1 protein-coding gene is annotated in these 564 nt (G+C 56.6%); it reads left to right on the top strand.

Going from position 1 to position 564, the window contains the following annotated elements:
- The coding region (locus NKI72_RS35370) for a glycoside hydrolase family 16 protein (RefSeq protein ID WP_352852313.1) at positions 1 to 564 on the top strand (564 nt) is incomplete at both ends.

A 564-nucleotide genomic window follows, 5' to 3' on the forward strand; every position in this document is an offset into this window, starting at 1 on the left:
CCAACATGGTTCAGTCGGGAGCGAACGTCCGACTTAATCTGTCCAATGACGAATTTCTCGTTTTCGCCAACAAGACCGTCGACCAGTTCACCCCAGGCCAGTTCGATCTGGCCCTGGACAGGTCGCATCTGGAACTCACCTTCTCGGACGAGTTCAACACGCTCAACCTGTGGAATGGCTCGAGCGGCACCTGGGACTCGAACTTCTGGTGGGGTGCCGCGAACGGCAGCTCGCTCACGAGCAACAAGGAGCTTCAATGGTATATCGACACCAACTACGCCCCGACGAGTTCGGTCAACCCGTTCAGTGTTCAGGACGGTGTTCTCACGATTACCGCCGCCCAGGCTCCCGCGGCAATCCAGCCCTACATAAACGATTACAAATACACGTCAGGTTTGCTGACGACCTATGAGTCCTTCGCACAAACCTACGGCTATTTCGAAATTCGGGCTGACATGCCCGAAAAGCAAGGTGTATGGCCGGCCTTCTGGCTTCTCCCGGCTGACGGCTCCTGGCCACCGGAACTGGACGTCGTGGAAATGCTCGGTCAGGATCCAAACAAGC

It is taken from the genome of Mesorhizobium sp. M0437, from assembly GCF_040321335.1.
GTDB lineage: Bacteria > Pseudomonadota > Alphaproteobacteria > Rhizobiales > Rhizobiaceae > Mesorhizobium.